Raw genomic sequence first — 17550 nt, forward strand, 5'->3', positions numbered from 1 at the left:
GTGCCTGCCTTCCCGGTCCCCGACGGGCCGTCAGATGCCGTACGGGCGGGTGGCCTTGGCGTCCCGCAGCGTGGTGCCCCACCACACGAGCTGGTCGAGCATGCCCTTGGCGGCGCCCTCGGGGACGGTGGGGTCCAGCGGCGAGCCGTCGTCGCCGAAGCACTGCCCGGCGCTGTGGAAGCTCACCGAGTCGCGCATGGTGACCGCGTGCAACTCGGCGAAGACCAGCCGCAGTTGCTCCACCGCGCGCAGTCCGCCGCCGAGTCCGCCGTAGGAGACGAAGCCCACCGGCTTGGCCCGCCACTGCGCGTAGTGCGCGTCGATGAGGTTCTTCAGGGAGGCCGGGAAGCTGTGGTTGTACTCGGGGGTGATCACCACGAAGGCGTCGGCCTCGGTCAGCCGCGCGGTCAGCCGCTCGGCCCGCGGCCCGAGGTCCTCGGGGACGCCGCCGAGGGTCTGCCCCAGCGGCTCGTCGGCCAGGTCGACGACGTCCAGCACGAGGTCGTCGCGGTGCCCGGCGAAGCCGGCGAACCAGTTGGCGACGGTCGGGGCGAAGCGGCCCTGGCGGACGCTGCCGACGATGACGGCGACCTTGAGGGGTGCGGTGCGGGCGGTCGGTGCGGACATGGCTGTTCTCGCTTTCGGCGGGCGGGGAGAAGGTGGGTGCGGCCGGCCCGGTCGTCCGGTCGGCCGCCGCACCGGTAAAGTACAACGTGCATGGCAAACGCTGCAACGGTCGTTGTACCTAGGTCTCCGGGACCAGAGCGCCGTTGCACCGAGCGAGGAGGGAACGGGCGCATGACCCCCGACGAAGCGGACGCACCGGCCCGCGCGGACCAGGACCCGAGGCCGGCCGGCCGGCCCAGGCGCGGCCTGGCCGAGAAACGCGCCGCGATCCTGCGCGCCGCGCTCACCGTCTTCGGCCGCGACGGCTACACCCGGGCGGGCATCGACACGATCGCCAAGGAGGCCGGGGTCTCCACCCGCACCATCTACAACCACTTCTCCGGCAAGGAGGAGCTGTTCCGGGTGGTCGTCGAGGAGAGTTCGGTACGCGTCCGCGAGGCCCAGCTCGACGTGCTGCGCCGCCACCGGGAACGGCCGGGCGGCGAGCCGGCCGCCGAGCTGACGGCGCTCGCCCGGGCCTGGCTGGAGCCGATGACGACCTTCCCCGACCACTTCGCCCTGGTCCGGCAGATCGGCGCGGAGGCCGCCCACATCCCCCGCGAGGTGCTCGAAGCCTGGCAGGAGGCCGGTCCGCACGCCACCCACCGGGCGCTCGCCGGGCACCTGGCCGAACTGGCCGGGCGGACCGCCCTGGAGCTGCCCGATCCCGCCCGGGCCGCCACCCACTTCACGCTGCTGACCGCCACCGAGGTGGTCAACCGCACCTACTACGGCGCCTTCCCGCTCCCCGCCGCCGAGGTCGACGCCATCATCGCCGCCGGGGTGCGCACCTTCCTCCACGGCCATCTGCCCCGCGAGGCCGGCCCGCCGCGCTGACCGGCGGATCCAGGTCGCCCTTCCCGTACCCCGGGGGCACAATCACAGCGGTCGCCGACGACGCCGGCGACGAGACCGCATCAACAGCGAGGAGCCGGTATGAAGAGCGCGGAACTGCTGGTCGACGCCTACAACCGCATCCAGGAATCCGTGCACGAGACGGTGGACGGCCTGACCGGGGACCAGCTGACCGCCCGCCTGGACGACGAGGCCAACACCATCGCCTGGCTCGTCTGGCACCTGACCCGCGTCCAGGACGACCACATCGCCGACGTCGCCGGCACCGAGCAGATCTGGACCGCCAACGGCTGGGCCGACCGCTTCGCCCTGCCGCTGCCCGCCGAGGCCACCGGCTACGGCCACTCCGGCGACGACGTGGCCGCGGTACGGGTCACCGACGCCGCGCTGCTCACCGGCTACTACGACGACGTGCACGAGCACACCGTCCGCTACCTGCGCGGCCTGGCCGACGACGACCTCGACCGCGTGGTCGACAAGCGCTGGACCCCCCATGTGACGCTCGGCGTGCGGCTGGTGAGCGTCATCGGCGACGACCTCCAGCACATCGGGCAGGCCGCGTTCATCCGCGGGGTGCTGGAGCGGGGCTGAACGCGACGGCCGGTGCCCTCCCGCGCGGCGACGCGGGAGGGCACCGGCCGGCCGCCGTTCGCGGCTCAGTAGTCCTTGAGCTTGAGGGCCTCCACCACCTCGGCGACGTCCGGGACGGCGCCCTCGGTCTCCATCCGCTCCCGGTTGGTCAGCGCCAGCTCCTGGTTGGCCGCCACGTAGTCGCGCAGCTCGGCCTCGTACGCCGCGAACGCCCGGTGGTGGTCGCCGCCGGCCGCCTTCAGCTCGCCGGCGAGCACGTAGGCGCCGACCATGGCCATGCTGGTGCCCTGGCCGGACAGCGGTGACCCGCAGTAGCCGGCGTCTCCCAGCAGGGTGACCCGGCCGTCGGACCAGCGGTCCATCCGGATCTGGGCCATGGCGTCGAAGTGGAAGTCCTCGGCGCCCGCCATGTACTCCAGCGCCCGGGGGAACTCCCAGCCGGTGCCGGCCAGGCGCTCGGTGATCAGCCGCTTGTGGGCGGCGGTGTCGCGGTGGTCGTAGGCGACCGGCTCCGCGCTCTCGAAACCGGCGTACACCCGCAGTTCGGTGTTGTCCCGCGCGGTCATCACGCACCCGCCGCCGGTCTCCCCGCGGTGCCACACCTGCCAGCGGTCCAGGCCGAGGAAGTTGGGGGTGGTGAAGACACCCAGGTAGGTGCCGAGGTGGTGGATGAAGTCCGCCTCGGGGCCGAAGGCGAGCCGGCGCACCGTGGAGTGCAGCCCGTCGGCGCCGACCACCAGGTCGAAGGTGCGCGGCGCGGACCGCTCGAAGGTGACCCGCACCCCCGCCCCGTCCTGCGTCATACCGGCGATGGAGTCGTCGTAGAGGTACTCGGTGCCCTCGGTGACCGAGGCGATCACCGCGCACAGGTCGTCGCGGAGGATCTCCACGTCCGGGCTGTCCAGGTCACCGCCGCTGATGGTGTGCTCGGTGGAGCGGTACAGCTCGGTACCGTCCGCGTCGACCACGGACATCCCGCGCATGTCGGTGCGGCGCCGGCGCAGCTCGTCGAGGATGCCCATCCGCCCGGCCACCTCCAGCGCCGGTCCGCGGACGTCCACCGGGTGGCCGCCGGGACGCGGCCCCGGCGCGCGCTCCACCACGGTGGCCTCGAAGCCGTGCCGGGTGAGCCAGTGGGCCAGGGCCGGGCCCGCGACGCCGGCGCCCGAGATGAGGATGCGGCGGTTGTCCATGGCGAGTCTCCTTGTGCGTTGCTGCGGTGTCCGGCACGGGTTCCGCTCCGTGCGCCGCACACAAGGTGCCGCCGGCCGCGCACCACGGCCTGACCGGCGGCTGACCGCCCGCTGACCGCCGGTGCGGCGGCCCGGTCAGGCCACGGTTCAGGCCGCGGTGACCACCGGCTTGCCCACCGCCTCGGTCGGGTGCACCGCCACCTCGGTCACCCGGGCGGTACGGCGGCCGTGGGCGAGGGCGCCTGCGCCGATCACCCCGACGATGACCAGGCCGCCGGCGACCAGCGCGCCCCGGGCGCCCGCCGCCTGCACCAGCAGACCCAGCAGCGGCGGGCCGACCAGACCCCACCCGGTGCTCAGGCTCCGCCACACACCCAGCACCCGCCCCCGGGCCCGCGCCGGCGGATCGGTCTGGAGCACGGTGGTCGCCGCGGTGTCCGACACCGACTCCACCACGGCCATCGGCACCACCAGCACCAGCAGGAAGAGCAGCACCGGGCTGAAGCCCGCCACCACCTGGAGCGCCGCGCCGGCCACGGCCAGCGCGCCGACCAGCCGCACCGACGGCCGCCGCAGCCGCCCGGCGAGCACCGCCCCGGCCGTGCCGCCGACCGCCAGCACGGTGGAGACCACCCCGTACGCGCCCGCCCCGCCGTGCAGCGGACCGGTGACCAAGGTCGCCAGCGTCAGCCCGTAGTTGCGGCCCAGCACCGAGCTGACCGCGCAGATCACGGCGAGCGCCACCAGCCGCGGCCGGCCGAGGAAGTACCCCAGGCCGTCGCGGAGCGCGGCGACGGTGCCGGCGCGCCGCGCGGCGGGCGCCGGGGCGGCCGGGCGCACCACGGGCTCCGGCGGCTGTTCCACCAGCTTCAGGAACGGCACCACGGCGGTGACGAACAGGAACGACAGGCCGTTGACGGCGTACGCCCCGGCCGGGCCCACGGTGGCCAGCCCCACCCCGGCGAGCGCGGTGCCCGCCAGCCGGCCGACGCTGTGCACCACCGAGCCGAGCGCGATCGCCGAGGGCACGTCCTCGCGGCGCACCAGGTCGTTGCCGAGCAGCGAGGTGGCCGGGCCGTCCACGGTGGCGATGGTGCCGGTGACGGCGGAGAGCACCAGCAGCAGCGGCACGGTGAGCAGGTGGAAGGTGACCAGCCCGGCGGTGGTGAAGGCCACCGCGGCCAGGACCGCCTGGCTGACCGCGGCGGTCAGCTTGCGCGGCCAGGCGTCCACCGCCGCGCCGCCGACCAGGCCCAGCAGCAGGCCCGGCGCCGCCTGCACCGCCAGCGAGACCCCGGTGGCCGCCGCGGACCCGGTCAGCTGGAGCACCAGCAGGTTCTGGACCGTGAGCTGCATCCAGGTGCCGAGGTTGGAGAAGAGGTTCGCCGCCGACCACCACCGCATGCTCGGGGTGCGCAGGCAGCGCCACGGGGAACGGTCGGCGGAGCGCTCGGTACGGGAGGCGGCGGGGCGCAGGCGGGCCCGGAGCCGGGCGGCGGCGGGGGAAGGCATCAGGAGTGGGTGTCCCAGGTGACGACGGGGCGGGGGCGGCACCGCGTCGGAAACGCGGCGGCGCTGCGGTGCCCGGTGACGGCGTGGACCCCGGCGACCGGCCGGACCGGTCAGGGGCCGGCCCCCGCGGGAGCGATCCCGGACGGGGGCCATGGATCCACGCCGTACGCGCGCTCGTCGGTGAGTCACGGCTACGCGGACAGCGGCCCGGCCATTCTGGCCCAGCGCTTTCCGGCGGGGGAAGTGGCCGGGATGTCCGATTGGCCGGTAGTCACGGTAAACGCCCTGCTGGCGGCGGCTTTTCGTGCCGGGAGTGCGGTTGCTCACGTGACCTCGGCCACGTGACGGGCACCACGTTCCGGCGGTCCGCCGCGTGGCCCGGCTCACACCGCCCGGAACGGGCAACGCGCCGCACGGCGGCCGGTGTTGTCGGCGTACCGTGATCCGGTGGCAGGCGACTACTGGAACCACAACACCCACTACCACCGGCTGGTGCTGGACGCGGTGCCCGCCGGCTGCCGCGCCGCGCTCGACGTGGGCTGCGGCGACGGACTGCTGGTGAGCAGGCTCGCCGCCCGCGCCCGCGAGGTCACCGGCGTCGAGCGCTCACCCGGGATGCTCCGGCTCGCCGCCGAACGCACCCGGCACCTGGACAACGTACGCCTGGTGCGCGCCGACTTCCCGGCCCCCGCCGGCCTCCTCCCGGCCGGCGGCTACGACCTGGTCACCGCGGTCGCCGTGGTGCACCACATGGACTTCGCCGAGGCGGTCACCGCGATGCGCGCGCTGCTCGCCCCGGGCGGACGGCTGGTGCTCGTCGGGCTCGCCCGCAACGCGACCTGGTGGGACTGGACGGTCTCCGCCGCCGGGGTGCCCGCGGCGTGGCTGGCGGCGCGGCGGCACGGCGGGAAGAGCGACCCGCCGGGGATGCCGGTGACCGACCCGGCCCTCAGCTGGGGCCAAGTCCGCGCCGCCGCACGGCGGTTGCTGCCGGGCTGCCGGATCAGGCGCCATCTGCTGTGGCGTTGGTCGCTGGTGTGGACCAGGCCCTGAGCGATCCGGTACGCCGACCGCGGACCACGCGGCCCGGCGCCCCGGCGGCGGGGGAGCCGCCGACCGGAACCGCGCCGTCCGCCGCCCCCGCCGGTGCCGCCACCCGGGGGTGCGGACGCCCGGCGCACACATGGCGGGCCGCCCGGCGGGTACGGAAGGGGCATGGGACAGCGATTCACCGTCGAACCCCTCGGCCAGCAGGAGTACCTCGTCAGGGCGGAGTCCAGCACCCAGATCGTCGAGTCGCGGCTGCAACTCACCAAGAGCGATCTCGACATGCTGGACGTCCCCGCCGCCGACGAGCGCCGCGTCGCTGAGGCCGCCATGGAGTTCCTCGCCGAGCGCCAGCCGACGCTCAACCTCCCGGACTTCATCGACCTCCGCGACATCGCCGCCAACTACGACGACTTCGCCGACGAACTCCGGCGACGGCTGACCGCCGCCTGACGCGGCGCCGCGCGCCGGGCACAGCGGACCGTCCCCGGCGCCGCGGTGCCATGCTGGAGCACGTGCGCGGGAACGACGACGACGGCACGGGGCGGCTGCGGCTGCGCTTCGACCCCGCGCTGCGTCTCTTCCTGGCCGCCCGCGACCGGGGCGGCCAGTGCGTGGTGGCCCACGACGGAACGTCCTCGCTGGGCCACGTGGTGCAGTCGCTCGGGGTGCCGCTGACGGAGGTGGGCGCCCTGACGGCGGACGGCCGCGAGGTGGGCGCGGGCCACCGGCCACGGGACGGCGAGACGATCCGGGTCACCGCCGTGCCCCGCCCGCAGCCGCTGCCGGGACCGCCGCGTTTCCTGCTCGACGTCCACCTCGGCGCGCTCGCCCGGCGACTGCGCCTGGTCGGGGTCGACACCGCGTACCACAACGACCGCGCCGACGACGCGCTGGTCGCCCAGGCCAACGCCGAACGCCGGGTGCTGCTCACCCAGGACCGCGGTCTGCTGCGCCGCCGTGCCCTGTGGTGCGGCGCCTACGTACGGGGCGCCCGCGCCGACGAGCAGCTCACCGACGTCCTGACCCGGTTCGCCCCGCCGCTGGCCCCGTGGACCCGGTGCACCGCCTGCAACGGCGAGCTGGCACCGGTGGCCAAGGCCGAGGTGGACCACCTGCTGCGCCCCGGCACCCGGCGTACCTACCAGGCGTTCACCCGCTGCCGCCGCTGCGGCCGGGTCTACTGGCCCGGCGCCCACCACGACCGGCTGGAGGCGGTGGTGGCGGCGGCCCGCCGCGCGGCCACCCCGCGCCGACCGCCGCCCGCCCAGCGGATCAGCGCAGCCGCAGACACACCTCCACTTCCTGGTCACCGGCGACCCGGCCGGCGTCCTCCACGGTGAACGCCTCCTTCAGGACCTGGGTGAGCAGCCGCACCGAATGCGGGCACCCGGACACCTCCGCGGTGACCGGTCCGTTCAGCGACTCGCCGACGGCGGAGCCGTGCGCCTCCTCGGCGTCGTAGGTGGCCGACCACACGGTGGGGTGGTCCGGCGGGCCGCCACGGATCTCACCGGTCTCCTGGTCGGCGGGGAACCGGGCGTCGAGGGTGTGGAAGACGGCCCGCGCGTCGTCCGGCGCGCAGTCGGTCAGCAGGACGGTGACGTCGGATTTCGGATGGCCGTTGGACATGGTGCACCTTCCCTCGGAGCGGGGTTCCCGTCAGCGTGTACCCGCCGGGCACCGGGACGCACCCGCCGGGCGGGGTGGCCGACGACCGCGTTAGCCACCCCGTCCCACGGGTACCCGCAGCCGTCCAGACCATGGGAGGTGGACGACGTTGAGTACCTCTGTGGAACACCGTCCCGACCGGACCGCGGCCCGCCCCGACGGACAGCGGCCACTGGCCGACCGTTCGGTGGGCGAACTCGTCCGGCTCGCCTCGGAACAACTCTCCGACCTGGTCCGCCAGGAGATGCGGCTGGCCCAGGTGGAGATGGCCGCCAAGGGCAAGCGGTTCGGCCTCGGCGGCGGCCTGCTCGGCGGGGCCGGGGTCTTCGGGCTGGTCGCGCTGATGGCCGCGGCGGCCACCGCCATCGCCGCGATCTCCCTGGCGCTGCCGGTGTGGGCCTCCGCCCTGATCGTCACCGGCGCCCTCGGCCTGATCGCCGGCGTCCTCGCCCTGGCCGGCCGCGCCCAGTTGCGCCGGGCCGCCCCGCCCAAGCCGGAACGGGCGATCGCCGGGGTCAAGGCCGATGTCGCCCAGCTCAAGGAGAGTGCACACCGATGAGCAGCACAGCACCCGGTGACCGCCACCCCGCCGACCCGGCGGAGCTGCGGGCCGGCATCGAACGCACCCGTGCCGAGCTCGGCCACACCGTGCAGGAACTGGTGGCCAAGGCCGACGTGCCGGCCCGTGTCCGCCACAAGGCGGACAGCCTGCGCCACCGGGCCGCACGGCGGCGCGACGAGGCCGGCGGCGCGCTCCACGACCACACCCCGCCCCCGCTGCGCGGCGCCGTGACGCACGCCGCCGAGTTCGGCCGCCGTCACCCCAAGGGCGTGGCCGCCGCGGGCGCCGCCGTGGGCATCGCGGTGGTCGCCGCCACCCGCGCCGGACACCATTCACATAACTGACACAACGTCAGATCGCGTCGGCGGCCCGGGGCGGCAGCACGTCCGCCAGCTCGTAGCGCACCGGCTCCGCCAACTGCGCGTAGGTGCAGTCACCGGGGTCGCGGTCGGGGCGCCAACGGCGGAACTGCGCGGTGTGCCGGAACCGGTCGCCCTGCATGTGGTCGTAGGCCACCTCGCAGACCCGCTCCGGACGCAACGGGATCCACGACAGGTCCTTCTTGCCGCTCCACCGGCTCGGCGCCCCCGGCATCCGATCGGTGGTGTGCGCCTCGGGGTCGGCCCAGTGCGCCCACGGATGGCCCTCGAAGGACGCCATGCGCAACGGCTCCAGCTCGGTCAGCAGCGCCTTGCGGCGGGCCATCGGGAACGCCGAGGTGACGCCCACGTGGCGCAGCCCGCCCGCCGCGTCGTGGAGCCCGAGCAGCAGCGAGCCGACCACCGGGCCGCTCTTGTGGTACCGGAAGCCGGCCACCACGCAGTCGGCGGTCCGCTCGTGCTTGACCTTGACCATCACCCGCTCGTCCGGCCGGTACGGCAGATCCAGCGGCTTGGCGACCACCCCGTCCAGCCCGGCCCCCTCGTAACGGCTGAACCACTCCTCGGCCAGCGCCAGGTCCGTGGTGGCCGGGGCGATGTGCACCGGGTGGACGGCACCGGCCAGCGCCTCGGCCAGCAGCGCGCGGCGGTCGCGCTGCGCGGCGGCCATCAGCGACCGGTCCCCGAGCGCCAGGATGTCGAAGGCCACGAAGGAGGCCGGGGTCCGGCGGGACAGCAGCTCCACCCGGGACTTCGCCGGATGGATGCGTTCCAGCAGCGCGTCGAAGTCCAGCCGCCCGCCGCGCGCGATCACGATCTCACCGTCCAGCACGCACCGCCCGGGGACGTTGGCCCGCACCGCCTCCACCACCTCGGGGAAGTAGCGGGTGAGCGGCTTGGCGGTACGGCTGCCGAGTTCCACCTCGTCGCCGTCGCGGAAGACGATCGCCCGGAACCCGTCCCACTTGGCCTCGTAGCTCATCCCGGGCGGAATCGTCGCCGCGAGCCTGGCCAGCATCGGCTTGACCGGCGGCATCACCGGAAGGTCCATGCCCCGATTGTGCGGCCCGCCCCGCCGGGGCGCTCGCCGACGGGCGCCCGGCCCGCGGCCGTCCTACCGTGGCGGCATGGCAGAGGCGGTGGAGTTGCGAGCGGGGGAGCGCACGGTACGTGTCTCCCACCCCGACAAGGTGTACTTCCCGGAACGCGGGCTGACCAAGCTCGACGTGGTGCGCTACTACCTCGCGGTCGGCGACGGCGTGCTGCGCGCCCTGCGCGACCGCCCCACCATGCTGGAGCGTTACCCCGACGGGGTGGGCGGCGAGTCGTTCTTCCAGAAGCGCGCCCCCAAGAACCTGCCGGAGTGGATCCCCACCGGCCGGATCGCCTTCCCCAGCGGCCGGTACGCCGACGAGATCTGCCCCACCGAGACCGCCGCCGTGCTGTGGGCCGCCAACCTCGGCTGCCTGACCTTCCACCCCTGGCCGGTACGGCGGGCGGACGTCGACCACCCGGACGAACTGCGCATCGACCTCGACCCGCAGCCCGGCACCGGCTTCCCCGAGGCCCGGCGGGCCGCCCGGGAACTGCGCCCGCTCCTGACCGAACTGGGGCTCACCGGCTGGCCCAAGACCTCGGGCGGCCGTGGCCTGCACGTCTTCGTCCCCATCGAACCGCGCTGGACCTTCACGCAGGTGCGCCGGGCCGCCATCGCCGTCGCCCGCGAACTCGAACGCCGCATGCCCGAGCAGGTGACCACCGCCTGGTGGAAGGAGGAACGCGGCGCCAAGATCTTCGTCGACTACAACCAGACCGCCCGGGACCGCACCATCGCCTCCGCCTACTCGGTGCGCCCCCGGCCGCACGCCCCGGTCTCCGCGCCGCTGCGCTGGGAGGAAGTGGACGACGCCGACCCGCGCGACTTCGACGTGGTCACCATGGCCGCCCGCTTCGCCGAACTCGGCGACGTGCACGCGCCGATGGCCGACCGGCCGTGCTCGCTGCTGAGCGCGCTGGAACTCGCCGACCGCGACGAACGCGACCACGGCCTCGGCGACCTGCCCTACCCGCCCGAGCACCCCAAGATGCCGGGGGAGCCGGCCCGGGTGCAGCCCAGCCGGGCCAAGCGCCGCTGAGCCGCCGGGCCCGGACGCCCGTGGTCCCCGCGGCCAGCGCGGGCCGCGGGGACCACATCGGGCGCGGACCCGCGGGTCACCGGCCGCCGAGGTCCTTGTTGACCTCGTTGGGGCCGTCGAACCGTTCGTGCGGCAGGTGGCGCAGCGCGTCCACGAGGTGGTCGTCGGCGCCGTTCTTCTTGGCGAGTTTCGCCAGGTCCTCCCGGCTCTCCGGGTAGGACGCGCCCTTGAGCGCCTTCTGCACGTCGATCGGGTTGAACTTCTCGGACTTCTCGGCCATGACCAGCTCCTAGGGAAATGTCTGGTTCGTCCTGCGGGTGGCGTAGGGGTACCCCCGGCCCGGGGCGTTATGCACCCGTATGTTCCATGGGGGAGGTCAGTCGAAGGCGCGGACCGGGCGGACCTCGACGCCGCCGAAGGGCGCCGGGACCTCCTGGGCCAGGGCGACCGCCTCGTCCAGCCCGGCCGCCTCGACCGCGTAGAAGCCGCTGAGCGCCGTCCGCCCGCCGGTGAACGGCCCCTCGGTCACGGTGACCCGGCCGGGCGCCTCGTGGCGCACGCTGACCGCGGTACGGGTCGGGTGGAGCGCGTGTCCGCCGCGCAGCAGCGTGGCGTTGCGCCGGCCGAACGCCCGGTGTTCCTCCAGCGTGCGGGCGTGCGTCCGCGGGCCCGCCTCCTCCGCGGCCTCCTCGTCGGCGTAGACCAGCAGCAGGTACAGCGGCATGGCGCGTCCTTTCCGGCCGGCCGGGCACCGCGCGGGACACCGGCGGCCCGCCGGCCCGGCCGATAGTGGGGGGATCGGCCGGACCCGGGTCGCCGCGGCGGCGGAGGGGTTGCCGCCCACGTGCGCGAGTGCCTGCCCGCCTCGCGCCACGCTAAACCGGAACCGGCGAAACCGCCCGGCGGGAACGGTCGTCTCCCGGCCAACCGCGCCGCCGACGCGCCCTTGTGCGCCGCCCCCGCCGGGGCGACCATAGTTGTGTCACATCAGCTAACTATCGGGTCCGACTCTTCGATGTCACGGGGGACGTCATGGTGGCCGATGGAGCGTCACTGGGCACGACCGGCCGCAGGCCGGAAGGGGGAGCGCGGGGCGGCGGCGCGCTGCCCGGCGGACCGCGCTACAAGTGGGTGGCGCTCTCCAACACCACGCTGGGCACCCTCATCGCGCTGATCAACAGCTCCATCGTGCTGATCTCGCTGCCCGCCATCTTCAACGGGGTGCGCCTCGACCCGCTGCGGCCGGGCAACATCGGCTACCTGCTGTGGATGCTCATGGGCTACATGCTGGTGACCGCGGTGCTCGTGGTCACCCTCGGCCGCCTCGGCGACATCTTCGGCCGGGTCCGCATCTACAACGCCGGCTTCCTGATCTTCACGGTCACCTCGGTGATCCTCTCGCTGGACCCGTTCTCCGGCGGCGCCGGGGCGCTGTGGCTGATCGGCTGGCGGGTGGTGCAGGCGGTCGGCGGCTCGATGCTGATGGCCAACTCGGCCGCGATCATCACCGACGCCTTCCCCGCCACCCAGCGCGGCATGGCGCTCGGGGTCAACGTGGTGGCGGGGATCTCCGGCTCGTTCATCGGCCTGATCCTCGGCGGGCTGCTCGCCGAGTGGAACTGGCGCTCGGTCTTCTGGGTCAACGTCCCCATCGGGGTGCTGGGCACCGTGTGGGCCTACCGTTCGCTGCGCGAGACCGGGACCCGGCGCCCCGCCCGGATCGACTGGTGGGGCAACGTCACCTTCGCCGTCGGGCTCACCGCGCTGCTGGCCGGGATCACCTACGGCATCCAGCCCTACGGCGGCCACGCCATGGGCTGGACCAACCCGTGGGTGCTCGCCGGGCTGATCGGCGGCGCCGCCGTGCTCGGGGTCTTCTGCCTGGTGGAGGCGAAGGCGGCGGAACCGATGTTCCCGCTGCGGCTGTTCCGGGACGCCTCGTTCACCGGGGCGAGCGCGGCCACCCTGCTCGGCTCGGTGGCCCGCGGCGGCCTGCAGTTCATGCTCATCATCTGGCTCCAGGGCATCTGGCTGCCGCTGCACGGCTACGACTACGCCGACACCCCGCTGTGGGCCGGGATCTACCTGGTGCCGCTCACCGTGGGCTTCCTCGGGGCGGGGCCGGTGGCCGGCCATCTGTCGGACCGCTTCGGTCCGCGTCCGTTCGCCTCCGCCGGACTGCTGGTCATCGCGGTCTCCTTCGGCGGGCTGCTGCTGTTGCCGACCGACTTCGGCTACCCCGGCTTCGCCGCGCTGGTCTTCCTCAACGGCCTGGGCAGCGGGCTCTTCTCCGCCCCCAACACCTCGATGATCATGTCCAGCGCGCCCGCCGAGGCACGCGGCGCCGCCTCCGGGATGCGGGCCACCTTCCAGAACGCCGGCATGGTGCTCTCCATCGGGGTCTTCTTCTCGCTGATGGTCGCCGGACTCGCCGGCTCGCTCCCCGCCGCCCTGGCCGGCGGCCTCACCGCGCAGGGCGTCCCCGCGCCCGCCGCCCACCAGGTGGCCGCGCTCCCCCCGGTGGGCACCCTGTTCGCCGCCTTCCTCGGCTACAACCCGGTACAGCAACTGCTCGGCCCCCACGTCCTCGCCGCCCTCCCGCCCGGCCACGCCCACATTCTGACGGGGCGTCAGTTCTTCCCCAGGCTGATCTCCGCCCCCTTCCACGACGGCCTCGTCGTCGTCTTCTGGCTGGCCATCGCCATGTCCCTGGTGGCCGCCGCCACCTCCGCCGTCCGATCCCGCACCGCGGCCACCCCGGAAGGGCCGCGGCCATGAGAGCCCCCGAGGGGAGGGGTGGAGACGTGGGTGTGGGCGCCGCGGGCGGTCCGGGTGCCCCCGGTTCCGGCGCCGCCGGCGGTTCGGCCGGTCCCGACGGGCCGGGGGCCTCTGCCGGTCGGGGCGCCGGCGTCGGCGCTTCCGGCGCGGCCGGGCACGGTGCGGCTGTCGGGCGCTCGGCTCCCGGCGACCCCGCCGCCCCGTCCGGCCCCGTCGGTGACGCGGCCACCGCGGACCCCGCGGTGGTCGCCCGGCTGCGGCTGGCCGTGGCGCGGCTGCATCGGCGGCTGGTGCAGGCGTCGAGCGGGCAGGGGCTGACGTACGGGCAGTTGTCGGCGCTGGCGCGGATCGAGCAGCACGGGCCGGTGCGGCTCGGGGAGTTGGCGGGGCTGGAGCGGGTTTCGGCGCCGTCGATGACGCGTACGCTGGCGCCGCTCGGCGCGGCCGGGCTGATCCGGCGTACGCCCGACCCGGTGGACCGCCGGTCCGCCCTGATCGAGCTGACCGGGGAGGGCGCCCACGTCCTGGACGAGGTGCGCCGGGAACGTTCGGAGCTGCTCGCCGCCCGGATCGAGGCGCTCACCCCGGCGCAGCGCGCGGCGCTGGAGGCCGCCGTCCCGGTGCTGGAGACCCTCGCCGAGGAGCCCGGCCCCGGCCGGTGACCCGAAGGCGCCGGGTTCACCCGGATGGCGCAACCCCCGCGACGGCCGCGCCGCACCGTCCGCCACCCCGACGTACCGGGGCGTACGCCACCACCGGGCGGCGCTGCCGGGCGCACCGCACCGGTCGCGCCACGCCGGAGCCGTCCTTACGTTTGCCGGTACTGGGCGTTTCTGGTGAGTGGAGGGGTAGTCGTGCGTGTGAATCGACTGCGCGTCGTCATGCTGAGCGGGGCGGTGCTCACCGCGGCCGGGTTCGCGGCGCTCGCCGGTGCCATGGCCGCCCCCGACGGCCCCGCCGCGGACGGCGGCCGGGCCACCGCGTCCCGCCCGCCGTCCGCAGCGGGTGACCCGCGCGCCACGCTCTCCCTGCCGTTGCCACCGGACCGGGCGGCGGCCGGCGGACGTTACCTCGGCGGAGCGGCCGGACCGGTCCACGCCGGCGGCCTCGACCGGCTGATATCCCCCGACCGGCCACGCGACCCGGCGGCCGGCGAACTGTACGGCGGCACCCGGGCCGGCATGTTCAGCCCCGCCGTGGCCGGCGACCGGGAACTCGTCTACGTACCCAACAGCGGCGAGACCGGCATGGGTGGCACCAACCCGTCGGCCAGCAAGGACCGCGACACGGTGACCGTGATCGACCCGCACACCTTCAAGGCCGTCGGTCACTTCCCGGTCGGACGGCTGCCGCAGCACGTCACACCCTCGTGGGACCTCAAGACGCTGTGGGCCGACGCCAGCGGCAGCAACCAGCTCGTGCCCATCGACCCGCGCACCGCCAAGCCCGGCCGGCCGGTGCCCGTCGACGCCCCCTACAACCTGTACTTCACCCCCGACGGACGCTCCGCCATCGTCATGGCCGAACGCCGCAACCGCCTCGACATCCGCGACCCGCACACCATGCGGCTGCGCCGCTCGGTGGACGTGCCCTGCGACGGCATCAACCACGCCGACTTCTCCGCCGACGGCCGCTACTTCATCGCCACCTGCGAATTCTCCGGCCAACTGCTCAAGTACGACACCGACTCGCTCAAACTGCTGGGCACCCTGCCGCTGGGCACCCGTTCCATGCCGCAGGACATCCGGCTCGGACCCGACGGCCGCACCTTCTTCGTGGCCGGCTTCCACGACGGCGGCCTGATCCCGGTGGACGGCACCACACTGCGCAAGGGCGCCCTGATCCGCACCGGCGCCGGCGCCCACGGCATCTACCCCAGCCGGGACGGCAAGGTGCTCTACGTCTCCAACCGCCAGGCCGGATCGGTCACCGTGGTCGACCCCGGCCACGGCAAGGCGGTGGCCCAGTGGCGCATCCCCGGCGGCGGCTCGCCCGACATGGGCGGGGTCACCGCGGACGGCCGCCAACTGTGGCTCTCCGGACGGGACAACGACGAGGTCTACGTCTTCGCCACCGACTCCGGCCGCATGGTGCGCCGCATCCACGTCGGCGCCAACCCGCACGGCCTCGCCGTCTTCCCGCAGCCGGGCCGCTACAGCCTCGGCCACACCGGCAACTACCGCTGACGCGGCGGGCGTTGATACCGCCGCGTCAGCGTGCCGGGTCGGTCAGGTGCCGGGCTTGCGGCCGTAGACGAACACGTTGCTGCCGGTGCGCAGCAGGTTCCAGTACGCCTTCGCGTCGGACGGCCGCATGTTGACGCAGCCGTGCGAACCGGGCGGCGAGTAGACGTTGCCCGCGATCGAGTGGAACGCCTCACCGCCGTCGAAGAACTGGCTGTAGGGCATGGCCACGTGGTAGATCGTCGACCAGTGATGCAGATCCCGCCAGTAGATCTTCTTCGGGCCGGTGCGGGTGACGAACCCGGCCCGTCCGGTACGCACCGGCACCGGGCCGTACACCAGCTTGCGGCCGTCCTGGACCCAGCTCAGCTGACGGGTCAGGTCCACGCAGGCGATCCGGCCCCGGTTGACCGGGCAGCGTCCCGGCACCGTGGCCCGCCAGCGGGTGATCCGCTGCATCTCCGCCCAGGTGACCGGGCCCGCGTACCCGATGGCGGGCGAGATCTCATGGTTGACCTGGAACGACCGGATGGCCCGGCAGTCGGCCGCCGACTGCCGCCCGTCCACCGGGCGCCCCAGGAAACGCTCCACCTGCTTCTGGTACGGGCCGGTCTTCGTGGTGCAGCCGGGCGTGGCCGCCTGCGCCGCCGGGGCGGCCAGCACCGCCGCCGGCACCGCCAGCACCGCCGCCCCCAGCCCCACCGAGATCCGCCGTACCATGTCCGCCGGTCTGCTCATCGGCGACTCCTCCCCTTCACCCCAACGCCTTCCACCCGCCGGGCCCGGGCAATCCGCGCCGGGGCCGGCGATTCGTCGGGTAGGACACTCCACGGGCGCGCGTGGTTGCCCGTGCGCCCGGCGCTCGCTACCGTCACCGGCGTGCGGCTGCTGCTGACCTCCGACACCCACGTGCCCAAACGCGCCAGGCGCCTGCCGGACCAGCTGCTGACCGCCCTGGCCGAGGCGGACGTGGTGATCCACGCCGGCGACTGGGTGGACACCGACACCCTCGACCTGTTCCAGGCCACCGCGAAACGGCTGATCGGGGTCTACGGCAACAACGACGGACCGCCGCTGCGCGCCCGGCTGCCCGAGGTGGCCCGCGCCGAACTCGGCGGCCTGCGCTTCGGCGTCGTCCACGAGACCGGCCCGGCGGCCGGCCGGGAACGCCGCTGCGCCGAACGCTTCCCCGACCTCGACGTCCTGGTCTTCGGCCACAGCCACATCCCCTGGGACACCACCACCGGCACCGGGCTGCGGCTGCTCAACCCCGGCTCGCCCACCGACCGGCGCCGCCAGCCCTACCGCACCTACCTCACCGCCGAGGCCGGCCACGGCGAGCTGACCGGCGTCACCTGGCACCGGATCCCGCCGCCCGGACGGTGACCCGCCGGGCGCGTACGGCTCACCAGGCGTAGATCCGCGTCATGATCTCGCGCCGGGCGGCGCGGTCCGGCCCCGGGTAGGAGACCAGCACCGGCACACCGTTCGGGTCCCGCCCCTCCACCAGGGTGAAACCGTCCCCCGACTCGGTGGTCAGATAGGCCCCGCGGTCCTTGAGGAAGTCCTCGCAGCGGCGCAGGTCGTCGGGGTCGCGCGCGGTCCAGATCGCGTACTGGATGCCCACCGCGCCCATCGGATGCTCCCCGTGCGGGCCGATCTCCCGCAGGTAGACCTGGGAGCCCTCGGCGCCGGTCAGCAGCGCCGCCGACGTCTCCCGGGCGGTGGTGCGCAAACCCAGCAACCCGCTGTAGAAACCGGCCGATTCCTCCAGGTCGTGCACGAAGAGCACCACCGAGGCCAGCCGGAGACCGGGCCGCTCCGGCTCCTCGCCGACTCCGGCGGCCCCGTCGCGGCCGGCCCGCGTCCCGTGCGGCTCAGACGACATCGGCGCCCTTCCCTTCCCGTGTGCTCGAAGGCTTCCCGCGGCCGTGCCCCGTCCCCTCCCACGGTATCGGGCCGCGCGCCGGGGCGCCC

21 protein-coding genes are annotated in these 17550 nt (G+C 74.5%); 12 read left to right on the forward strand and 9 right to left on the reverse strand.

Annotated features, from left to right (window positions below; all coding sequences use genetic code 11):
* Nucleotides 1–30: 30 nt before the first annotated feature.
* The gene (locus SCATT_RS26065) at nt 31–627 is read right to left on the reverse strand and encodes an NADPH-dependent FMN reductase (RefSeq protein ID WP_014146203.1); all 597 of its coding nucleotides are present in this window, start codon (nt 625–627) and stop codon (nt 31–33) included.
* A 171-nt stretch (nt 628–798) separates the two neighbouring features.
* On the opposite strand from SCATT_RS26065, the gene SCATT_RS26070 reads away from it, so the two are divergent.
* On the forward strand, nt 799–1503 hold the full coding sequence (locus tag SCATT_RS26070; protein ID WP_014146204.1) for a TetR/AcrR family transcriptional regulator: 705 nt from the start codon (nt 799–801) through the stop codon (nt 1501–1503).
* 99 nt (nt 1504–1602) lie between these two features.
* Nucleotides 1603–2112, forward strand: a complete 510-nt coding sequence (locus SCATT_RS26075) for a mycothiol transferase (protein WP_014146205.1) — start codon at nt 1603–1605, stop codon at nt 2110–2112.
* A gap of 65 nt (nt 2113–2177) precedes the next feature.
* Here the strand turns inward: SCATT_RS26075 and SCATT_RS26080 are convergent, their stop codons facing one another.
* Both SCATT_RS26080 and SCATT_RS26085 read right to left on the reverse strand, forming a co-directional pair.
* Nucleotides 2178–3305: an FAD-dependent monooxygenase gene (locus SCATT_RS26080; RefSeq protein WP_014146206.1), complete on the reverse strand. Its 1128-nt coding sequence runs from the start codon at nt 3303–3305 to the stop codon at nt 2178–2180.
* 147 nt (nt 3306–3452) lie between these two features.
* On the reverse strand, nt 3453–4817 hold the full coding sequence (locus SCATT_RS26085) for an MFS transporter (RefSeq protein WP_014146207.1): 1365 nt from the start codon (nt 4815–4817) through the stop codon (nt 3453–3455).
* Between the two features lie 447 nt (nt 4818–5264).
* On the opposite strand from SCATT_RS26085, the gene SCATT_RS26090 reads away from it, so the two are divergent.
* From SCATT_RS26090 to SCATT_RS26100, 3 genes are all read left to right on the forward strand, one after another.
* Nucleotides 5265–5870, forward strand: coding sequence for a class I SAM-dependent methyltransferase (locus tag SCATT_RS26090; RefSeq protein ID WP_231905166.1), 606 nt, complete (start codon nt 5265–5267; stop codon nt 5868–5870).
* A 162-nt stretch (nt 5871–6032) separates the two neighbouring features.
* The gene (locus SCATT_RS26095; RefSeq protein WP_014146210.1) at nt 6033–6317 is read left to right on the forward strand and encodes a hypothetical protein; all 285 of its coding nucleotides are present in this window, start codon (nt 6033–6035) and stop codon (nt 6315–6317) included.
* Between the two features lie 50 nt (nt 6318–6367).
* Entirely contained in the window at nt 6368–7207 is an 840-nt protein-coding gene (locus tag SCATT_RS26100) for a Mut7-C RNAse domain-containing protein (RefSeq protein ID WP_014146211.1), read from the forward strand.
* Here the strand turns inward: SCATT_RS26100 and SCATT_RS26105 are convergent.
* Nucleotides 7140–7496: a hypothetical protein gene (locus SCATT_RS26105; RefSeq protein WP_014146212.1), complete on the reverse strand. Its 357-nt coding sequence runs from the start codon at nt 7494–7496 to the stop codon at nt 7140–7142. The two genes, SCATT_RS26100 and SCATT_RS26105, sit on opposite strands and share 68 nt — an antisense overlap.
* A gap of 148 nt (nt 7497–7644) precedes the next feature.
* Between SCATT_RS26105 and SCATT_RS26110 the strand changes: the two genes are divergently transcribed.
* Both SCATT_RS26110 and SCATT_RS26115 read left to right on the forward strand, forming a co-directional pair.
* Nucleotides 7645–8094 carry a phage holin family protein gene (locus SCATT_RS26110; protein WP_014146213.1) on the forward strand — a complete coding sequence of 150 codons (450 nt, stop codon included), beginning with the start codon at nt 7645–7647 and terminating at the stop codon, nt 8092–8094.
* Nucleotides 8091–8441, forward strand: coding sequence for a DUF3618 domain-containing protein (locus tag SCATT_RS26115; protein WP_014146214.1), 351 nt, complete (start codon nt 8091–8093; stop codon nt 8439–8441). Before SCATT_RS26110 ends, SCATT_RS26115 begins: the two co-directional genes overlap by 4 nt.
* 7 nt (nt 8442–8448) lie before the next feature.
* Here SCATT_RS26115 and SCATT_RS26120 read toward each other — a convergent pair whose 3' ends face one another.
* Nucleotides 8449–9528: an ATP-dependent DNA ligase gene (locus SCATT_RS26120; protein ID WP_014146215.1), complete on the reverse strand. Its 1080-nt coding sequence runs from the start codon at nt 9526–9528 to the stop codon at nt 8449–8451.
* 76 nt (nt 9529–9604) lie between these two features.
* On the opposite strand from SCATT_RS26120, the gene ligD reads away from it, so the two are divergent.
* Entirely contained in the window at nt 9605–10612 is a 1008-nt protein-coding gene (ligD, locus tag SCATT_RS26125; protein WP_014146216.1) for a non-homologous end-joining DNA ligase, read from the forward strand.
* A gap of 76 nt (nt 10613–10688) precedes the next feature.
* Here ligD and SCATT_RS26130 read toward each other — a convergent pair whose 3' ends face one another.
* Nucleotides 10689–10892: a DUF2795 domain-containing protein gene (locus tag SCATT_RS26130; RefSeq protein WP_014146217.1), complete on the reverse strand. Its 204-nt coding sequence runs from the start codon at nt 10890–10892 to the stop codon at nt 10689–10691.
* Between the two features lie 96 nt (nt 10893–10988).
* Nucleotides 10989–11336 carry a YciI family protein gene (locus tag SCATT_RS26135; RefSeq protein ID WP_014146218.1) on the reverse strand — a complete coding sequence of 116 codons (348 nt, stop codon included), beginning with the start codon at nt 11334–11336 and terminating at the stop codon, nt 10989–10991.
* A 308-nt stretch (nt 11337–11644) separates the two neighbouring features.
* On the opposite strand from SCATT_RS26135, the gene SCATT_RS26140 reads away from it, so the two are divergent.
* From SCATT_RS26140 to SCATT_RS26150, 3 genes are all read left to right on the forward strand, one after another.
* Nucleotides 11645–13390, forward strand: coding sequence for an MFS transporter (locus tag SCATT_RS26140; protein ID WP_014146219.1), 1746 nt, complete (start codon nt 11645–11647; stop codon nt 13388–13390).
* 242 nt (nt 13391–13632) lie between these two features.
* Nucleotides 13633–14052: a MarR family winged helix-turn-helix transcriptional regulator gene (locus SCATT_RS39070; protein WP_042507692.1), complete on the forward strand. Its 420-nt coding sequence runs from the start codon at nt 13633–13635 to the stop codon at nt 14050–14052.
* 192 nt (nt 14053–14244) lie between these two features.
* A complete protein-coding gene (locus SCATT_RS26150) occupies nt 14245–15576 on the forward strand; it encodes a YncE family protein (protein ID WP_014146221.1) in 1332 nt (443 codons plus the stop codon).
* Between the two features lie 42 nt (nt 15577–15618).
* Here SCATT_RS26150 and SCATT_RS26155 read toward each other — a convergent pair whose 3' ends face one another.
* Nucleotides 15619–16311 carry a L,D-transpeptidase family protein gene (locus SCATT_RS26155; RefSeq protein WP_014146222.1) on the reverse strand — a complete coding sequence of 231 codons (693 nt, stop codon included), beginning with the start codon at nt 16309–16311 and terminating at the stop codon, nt 15619–15621.
* 141 nt (nt 16312–16452) lie between these two features.
* Between SCATT_RS26155 and SCATT_RS26160 the strand changes: the two genes are divergently transcribed.
* Nucleotides 16453–16959, forward strand: coding sequence for a metallophosphoesterase family protein (locus SCATT_RS26160; RefSeq protein WP_041825224.1), 507 nt, complete (start codon nt 16453–16455; stop codon nt 16957–16959).
* Nucleotides 16960–16978: 19 nt separating this feature from the next.
* Here the strand turns inward: SCATT_RS26160 and SCATT_RS26165 are convergent, their stop codons facing one another.
* The gene (locus SCATT_RS26165) at nt 16979–17461 is read right to left on the reverse strand and encodes a VOC family protein (RefSeq protein WP_014146224.1); all 483 of its coding nucleotides are present in this window, start codon (nt 17459–17461) and stop codon (nt 16979–16981) included.
* Nucleotides 17462–17550: the final 89 nt, after the last annotated feature.

This window comes from Streptantibioticus cattleyicolor NRRL 8057 = DSM 46488, from assembly GCF_000240165.1.
In the GTDB taxonomy this organism is placed as follows: Bacteria; Actinomycetota; Actinomycetes; order Streptomycetales; family Streptomycetaceae; genus Streptantibioticus; species Streptantibioticus cattleyicolor.